The sequence below is a fragment of the Nocardioides sp. genome, assembly GCF_004803405.1.
Classification (GTDB): Bacteria; Actinomycetota; Actinomycetes; order Propionibacteriales; family Nocardioidaceae; genus Nocardioides; species Nocardioides vastitatis.
The window spans coordinates 1-6799 of record NZ_SSXI01000179.1 but is presented as its reverse complement, the minus strand read 5'-3'; the positions used below and the strand labels follow the sequence as shown (position 1 = coordinate 6799).

Below are 6799 nucleotides of genomic sequence, written 5' to 3'. Positions count from 1 at the left end.
GCCCGGCTCCGCGGCCGGGGCGGGCCGGACCTCGGCGACCTGGGGCGCCGGGTCCGCGAGCCGCTCCCGGACCATGCTCGGCCGGTCGATCTCCACCCGCGCGGGCAGCACCGTCGCGCGGCCCGGGGTCGGGGCCTCCTGGTCGTGCTGGTCGTGCTCGTCGTGCTCGTCGTGCTGGTCGTGCTGGTGGATCTCCGCGGTGTCCTCGACCACCACGCCGATCTCGCCGGTGTCCTGATCGTCCTGGAAGTGCTGGTCCTGCACATCGTGCGGGGCGTGCGGGTCGTGATCGGCGCCAGTGACGCCGACCGCATCGCGCAGCTGGGCGTCACGCGGGCCGGCGGACACCGTCATCAGGCCCGCCGCGACCCGCGCGGCGATCCCCCGCCGCTGCTCGGGGACGAGAGGCTCCTCCTGGTGGTCGAGGTCGCCCGGGGTAGGCACTCGCTCGGCACGGTCGTTGCTGCCCGGCTCCTCCGGGAGGCCGGGCACCACCTCGACCACGTCGGCGCGACCGTCGGCCAGGTCGGCCAGCACGTCGCTCAGCGACGCGTCGGTGGCGCCGACCAGCCGGGTCGCGAGGGTCAGCGGAACGACCAGCTGCTGGTCGTCGTACCCGTCGACGAGGATGTGGCCGTCGCGCAGCAGCCGGCGCCGGGGCAGGTGTTCCAGGCAGTCGATCTCCGGCCAGGCGATCCCCTGCCACAGCGCGCCGCGGCGGAGGCGGACACCGTGCTGGTCGGCCACCAGGAGCGGCGCCCGGCTGTCGACGAGTGCCGCCAGGTGAGCGACCGTGACGAGCGAGAGCACGCCGAACGCCAGCCAGTCCAGCGCCGTGCCGCCGGTGAAGGCGCGCACCGCGAAGGCGGCGGTGAGGAGCGCCGCGAAGCCGCCGACGCCCGCCGAGAGCGGCACGTTGCGGCGCACCTCGACCTGGTGCCCGACCTGCTCGACCGGGCGCTCGACCTGGTGCTCGAATGGGATCGACGGTTCCGCTTCGCGGCCGTCGCTGTTGTCGTTGCTGCCGAGGTTCTCGGTCATCTGGGTCACGCCTCCCCCTGGATGGTCGCGATCACGGAGTCGATCTCGTCCGGCTTGACGAGGACGTCCCGGGCCTTGGATCCCTCGCTGGGGCCGACGACGCCCCGGCTCTCGAGGATGTCCATCAGCCGGCCGGCCTTGGCGAAGCCGACCCGGAGCTTGCGCTGGAGCATTGAGGTCGAGCCGAACTGCGTGGAGACCACGAGCTCGATCGCCTGCACCACGAGGTCCATGTCGTCGCCGATGTCGTCGTCGAGCACCTTGTTGGAGGCGGCCGGCGCCGTCACGTCCTCGCGGTACGTCGGCTCGAGCTGGCCCTTGCAGTGCTTGACGACCTGGTGGATCTCCGCCTCGGTGACCCACGAGCCCTGGACTCTTATGGGCTTCGACGCACCCATCGGCAGGAACAGACCGTCACCCTGGCCGACCAGCTTCTCCGCGCCCGGCTGGTCGAGGATGACCCGGCTGTCGGTGACGCTCGACGTGGCGAACGCCAGTCGGGACGGCACGTTGGCCTTGATCAGGCCGGTGACGACGTCGACCGACGGACGCTGCGTGGCGAGGACCAGGTGGATGCCCGCGGCTCGTGCGAGCTGGGTGATCCGGACCACCGAGTCCTCGACGTCGCGTGGGGCGACCATCATCAGGTCGGCGAGCTCGTCGACGATCACCAGCAGGTAGGGGTAGGGCGACAGCTGCCGCTCGCTCCCCGGCGGGACCTCGACCTTGCCCGCACGCACCGCCTTGTTGAAGTCGTCGATGTGGCGGAACCCGAAGTTGGCGAGGTCGTCGTAGCGCATGTCCATCTCGCGCACGACCCAGGCCAGCGCCTCGGCGGCCTTCTTCGGGTTGGTGATGATCGGCGTGATCAGGTGCGGCACGCCCTCGTAGGCGTTCAGCTCGACCCGCTTGGGGTCCACCATGATCATCCGGACCTCGTCGGGCGTGGAACGCATCAGCACCGAGGTGATCATCGAGTTGATGAAGCTCGACTTTCCTGAGCCGGTGGCGCCGGCGACGAGCAGGTGCGGCATCTTCGCCAGGTTGGCGACGACGAACCCGCCCTCCACGTCCTTGCCGAGCCCGGCCACCATCGGGTGGTGGTCGTTGCGGGCCGCGTTGGACCGGAGCACGTCACCGAGGGAGACGATCTCCTTGTCGACGTTCGGGATCTCGACACCGACCGCGGACTTGCCCGGGATCGGGCTCAGGATCCGCACGTCCTCGGAGCCGACGGCGTAGGAGATGTTGCGCGAGACGCCGAGGATCTTCTCGACCTTCACGCCGGTGCCGAGCTCGATCTCGTACCGGGTGACCGTCGGGCCCCGGGTGTACCCGGTGACCTGGGCGTCGATGCTGAACTCCTCCAGCACCTGGCTCAACTTGTCGACGACCGCGTCGCTCGCCTTCGAGCGGGCGCGGTGCGGTGAGCCGGGCTTGAGCACGTCACCGTTGGGCAGCGTGTACGCGATGTCACCCGACAGCGCGAGCTGCTCCACGCGCTGCGGGAGCGGCGTGTGCGGAGGCGGCTCGAGCTCACCGGTCTCGACGACCGGCGCCGCGTCGACGGGGTCGGCGAGTGGGACGTCGATCGGCTCGAGGAGCTCCATCGACTCCTCGGTCGCGGACACCTCGTCCTTCTTGCGGCGGCGCCTCTTCTTGGACTCGTCGGCCAGCACGGGGGTGTCGTAGGCGGGATCGCCCATCCGCTCGAACGTGTCGTCCAGGCTGCCCAGCACCATGGCCTGGGTCTTCTCGCCGTCGTCGTGGCCGTGGTGGCGCCCGAGGAGGACGTCGCCGAGGTCACGGAGCCGGTCCGGCACCCGGTAGAGAGGCGTGGCGGTGATGACGAGCACCCCGAAGAAGGCCACCAGCAGGAGCAGCGGCACGACGACGTACGACGAGCGCAGCAGGTCGAGCAGGAGCGCGGAGACGACGTAGCCGACCGCACCTCCGCCGTCGCGCAGTGAGGACGTGTCGCCCTGCACCGGCTCCGGGCTGCCGTTGGCGATGTGTACGACGCCGAGCAGGCCGAACGCGAACGCGGACCAACCGATCACCTGGCGCCCGACCGGGCCGTTCTGGACGGGGTCGCGCATCACCCGCCAGCCGGCGAGCAGCACCAGCAGCGGGACGAACCAGCCGATCTTCCCGACCGTGCCGGACACCGCCGCGCGGGTGAACTCCATGACGCCGCCGGGCACCTCGAACCAGACGGCGGCAGCGATGATGAGCGCCACGCCGCACAGGAGGAGTCCGAAGCCGTCGCGGCGCTGCTCCGGCTCGATGTCCCGAGCGCCATGACCGATGCCGCGGGCGATCGCACCGATGCCGTGCGCGATGGCCAGCCAGATCGCGCCGACACCGCGTCCCAGCGCCAGGAAGGCGCGTGCCACCGGGCCCGGGCCGCTACGGACGGCTCGCGGCGCCGGCCGCTTGGCCGCGCCCTTCTTGGGCCTGGACTTGTTGGTCGTACTCCGGGAACGCGAGCTGGTCGTCTTCTTCGCACTGGTCGAGCGAGAAGGGGTCGATCGGCTGCGCGACCCCGGCGGGGAAGACGTACGGGTCGCCATGCTCACAACCTACCCAGAAGTCACACCAGTCTCAGGGATCACTTGAGGGTGTGTTGGGCTGCAGGAATCACCGGTTAACCGGTGGTTCTTGCACTTCTGGGGCGTTGCAACCCCCGAGAAGTGCAGGAGTCGCCGGTTAACCGGTGATTCCTGCGCGAGCACAGCCCAGGAATCCCGACACGGCCCACTTGGACCGCCCGGCACGCCCAGCGCTACGCCTCCACGACCACCGGGATGATCATCGGCCGCCGCTTGTGGGTGTTGCTGACCCAGCGCCCGATGGTGCGTCGTACCGTCTGCTGGAGCTGGTAGGTGTCGGTGTTGCCCTCGTTGATCGCGCGGTTGACCGCGTCGATGATCGGCTGCTTGATCGGCTCGAAGTCCGAGTCGGCCCAGGCGTGACCGCGGGCGTGGATCTCCGGGCCCGACGACACCTTCCCGCTGACCGAGTCGACCACGACGATGACCGAGATGAAGCCCTCCTCACCGAGGATCCGGCGGTCCTTGAGCTCCGACTCGGTGATGTCGCCGACGGTCTGCCCGTCGACGAAGACGTAGCCGCACTCGACCTTGCCGGTGACCGACGCGACGCCGTCGACCAGGTCGACGACCACGCCGTCCTCGGCGTACACGACGTTCTCGACCCCGGTCTGCTTGGCCAACTCGCCGTTGGCGAGCATGTGGCGGGTCTCGCCGTGCACGGGCAGCACGTTGCGCGGCTTGACGATGTTGTAGCAGTACAGGAGCTCGCCGGCGCTGGCGTGGCCGCTCACGTGGACCAGCGCGTTGCCCTTGTGGACGACGCGGGCGCCGTGCCGGGCCAGGCCGTTGATCACCCGGTAGACGGCGTTCTCGTTGCCCGGGATCAGGCTGGACGCCAGCACGACCGTGTCGCCCTGCTCGAGGTGCACGAAGTGGTGGTTGCGCTGCGCGATCCGGGCCAGCGCACTGAGGGGCTCACCCTGGGATCCGGTCGAGATCAGCACCTGACGCTCCGGCGCCAGGTTGGCGAGCTCCTTGGCCTCCACCATGACCCCCGGCGGGACGGTCAGGTAGCCCAGGTCCCGCGCGATCGCCATGTTGCGCACCATCGAGCGGCCGACGTAGGCGACCTTCCGGTTGTGCAGGACAGCGGCGTCGAGGACCTGCTGGACCCGGTGCACGTGGGAGGCGAAGCAGGCGACGATGAGCCGCTGCTTCGACTCGCGGAAGACCTGCTCGAGGACCGGGGAGATCCGCCTCTCCGAGGTCGTGAAGCCCGGCACCTCGGCGTTGGTCGAGTCGGTCAGGAAGAGGTCGACCCCCTCCTCCCCCAGCCGCGCGAACGCGCGGAGGTCGGTGATCCGGCCGTCCAGCGGTAGCTGGTCCATCTTGAAGTCGCCGGTGTGCAGGACGAGGCCGGCGCCGGTGCGGATGGCGACGGCGAGCGCGTCGGGGATGGAGTGGTTGACCGCGACGAACTCGAGGTCGAAGGGACCGAACGAGATCCGGTCGCCCTCCTTGACCGTGTGGAACGGCGTCTGCCGGAGCCGGTGCTCGCGCAGCTTGGAGTTCACCAGCGCGAGGGTGAGCTCCGAGCCGACGAGCGGGATGTCCTCCCGCTCGCGGAGCAGGTACGGCGTCGCGCCGATGTGGTCCTCGTGGCCGTGGGTGAGGACCAGGGCCTCCACGGCGTCCAGCCGGTCCCGGATGGCCGCGAAGTCCGGGAGGATCAGGTCGACCCCGGGATGGTGGTCGTCGGGGAACAGGACTCCGCAGTCGACGATGAGCAGCCGGCCGTCGTACTCGAAGACGGTCATGTTGCGGCCGACCTCGCCCAGGCCGCCGAGCGGGATGACGCGCAGGCCTCCCTTGGGCAGCTCCGGCGGGGCGGAGAGCTCGGGGTGCGGGTGGCTCATCAGATGAGGCCCGCGGCGTCGAGACCGGCGCGGAGGTCCGCCACTTCGTCGTCGTCGAGCGGGACGAGCGGTGATCGCACGACCCTGTTCGCCAGGACGCCGGCCAGCTCGAGGGCCGCCTTGGCTGTCGTGGCGCCGTAGTTGGGGACGCCCATGACGGCGCCGAAGGCCGGGACCAGCGAGGTGTGGATCCGCAGCGCCTCCGCATGGTCGCCGGCGAGGAACGCCTCGATCATCGCCTTGAGCTGGCGGCCGGCCACGTGACCGACCACGGACACCAGACCGGTCGCCCCGTAGGCGAGGTAGCCCAGGGTGTTCACGTCGTCACCGGAGTAGACGGCGTATCCGAGATCGACGAGCTGCGCAGTGCGTGACAGGTCGCCGGTCGCCTCCTTGACGGCGACCACGGTCTGCCAGTCCTTGGCGGCGGCGTAGGTCTCCAGCGCGATCTTGGTGCCGGTGCGGCCCGGCACGTCGTAGAGCATCACCGGCACGTTGGTGGCCTCGACGACCTGGCGGAAGTGGTTGAGGACACCGGCCTGGCTGGGCTTGTTGTAGTACGGCGTCACGAGCAGCAGACCGTCGGCGCCGACCTTCTCGGCCTGCTTGGCGAGCTCGACCGAGTGGCGGGTGTCGTTGGTCCCGACGCCGGCGACGACCGCGGCACGGCCACCGACCGCGTCCTTGACCGCAGCCAGGGTCTCGCCGTCCTCGGCCCCCGTCGTCGTCGGAGACTCACCGGTGGTGCCTGAGACGACGACACCGTCGTTGCCGTTGTCGACCAGGTGCTTGGCCACCTTCTGCACCGCGTCCAGGTCCACGGAACCGTCCTCATGGAACGGCGTGACCATCGCGGTCAGCATGGTGCCGAAGGGTGCGGCGGAGGTCGCAGTCATGGTGCAAGGCTATCGCCGTGTCGCGGCCAACCTGTCGGTGGCGGGTGGCAGCGTGTGTCCCATGGACGAACCACTGGTGCTTCTGAGCGGTGCGGGACTTCCGGCGTGGATCTGGGACGACGTTCGTGACGGGCTCGAGGACGCCGTGGTCCCGGCCTACCCGCGCGATCCGTCCGCCACGCTGATGGCGTATGCCGAGACGGTGCTCGCACAGGTGAGCGCGGCCCGGTTCACCCTGATCGCGCACTCGGCCGGCGGGGTGGTGGCGCAGGCCGTGACGGCCTCGGCGCCCGACCGGGTGGCCGCCGTCCTGGGTGTCTCCGCCGTCTGGCCCGGCGCGGGGCGCTCGTTCGCCGCAGCGCTGCCGCTTCCGCAGCGGTGGCTGCTCCCG

At 70.4% G+C, this 6799-nt stretch carries 4 protein-coding genes and 1 pseudogene; 1 reads left to right on the top strand and 4 read right to left on the bottom strand.

Translation table 11 applies throughout. From position 1 onward, the window contains the following. The 4 genes and pseudogenes from E7Z54_RS12500 to dapA all read right to left on the bottom strand — a co-directional run. Positions 1 to 1050, bottom strand: a pseudogene (locus E7Z54_RS12500) (hypothetical protein); the annotation flags it as partial. Then, the gene (locus tag E7Z54_RS12495; RefSeq protein ID WP_136434159.1) at positions 1047 to 3614 is read right to left on the bottom strand and encodes a DNA translocase FtsK; all 2568 of its coding nucleotides are present in this window, start codon (positions 3612 to 3614) and stop codon (positions 1047 to 1049) included. The pseudogene E7Z54_RS12500 and the gene E7Z54_RS12495, both read right to left, overlap by 4 nt. A 212-nt stretch (positions 3615 to 3826) precedes the next feature. After that, positions 3827 to 5512, bottom strand: a complete 1686-nt coding sequence (locus E7Z54_RS12490) for a ribonuclease J (protein WP_136434158.1) — start codon at positions 5510 to 5512, stop codon at positions 3827 to 3829. Then, positions 5512 to 6408: a 4-hydroxy-tetrahydrodipicolinate synthase gene (gene dapA / locus E7Z54_RS12485; RefSeq protein WP_136434156.1), complete on the bottom strand. Its 897-nt coding sequence runs from the start codon at positions 6406 to 6408 to the stop codon at positions 5512 to 5514. The genes E7Z54_RS12490 and dapA overlap by 1 nt, the downstream gene beginning before the upstream one ends. 61 nt (positions 6409 to 6469) lie before the next feature. Here dapA and E7Z54_RS12480 point away from each other — a divergent pair. Next, a partial coding sequence (locus E7Z54_RS12480) for an alpha/beta fold hydrolase (protein ID WP_346763543.1) occupies positions 6470 to 6799 on the top strand: 330 nt, incomplete at its 3' end.

Excerpts from the sequence above, each read along its gene's own strand:
- E7Z54_RS12495 (WP_136434159.1), bottom strand. The coding sequence starts at position 3,614 with ATGGCGACCCGTACGTCTTCCCCGCCGGGGTCGCGCAGCCGATCGACC.
- dapA (WP_136434156.1), bottom strand. The coding sequence starts at position 6,408 with ATGACTGCGACCTCCGCCGCACCCTTCGGCACCATGCTGACCGCGATG.
- E7Z54_RS12490 (WP_136434158.1), bottom strand. The coding sequence starts at position 5,512 with ATGAGCCACCCGCACCCCGAGCTCTCCGCCCCGCCGGAGCTGCCCAAG.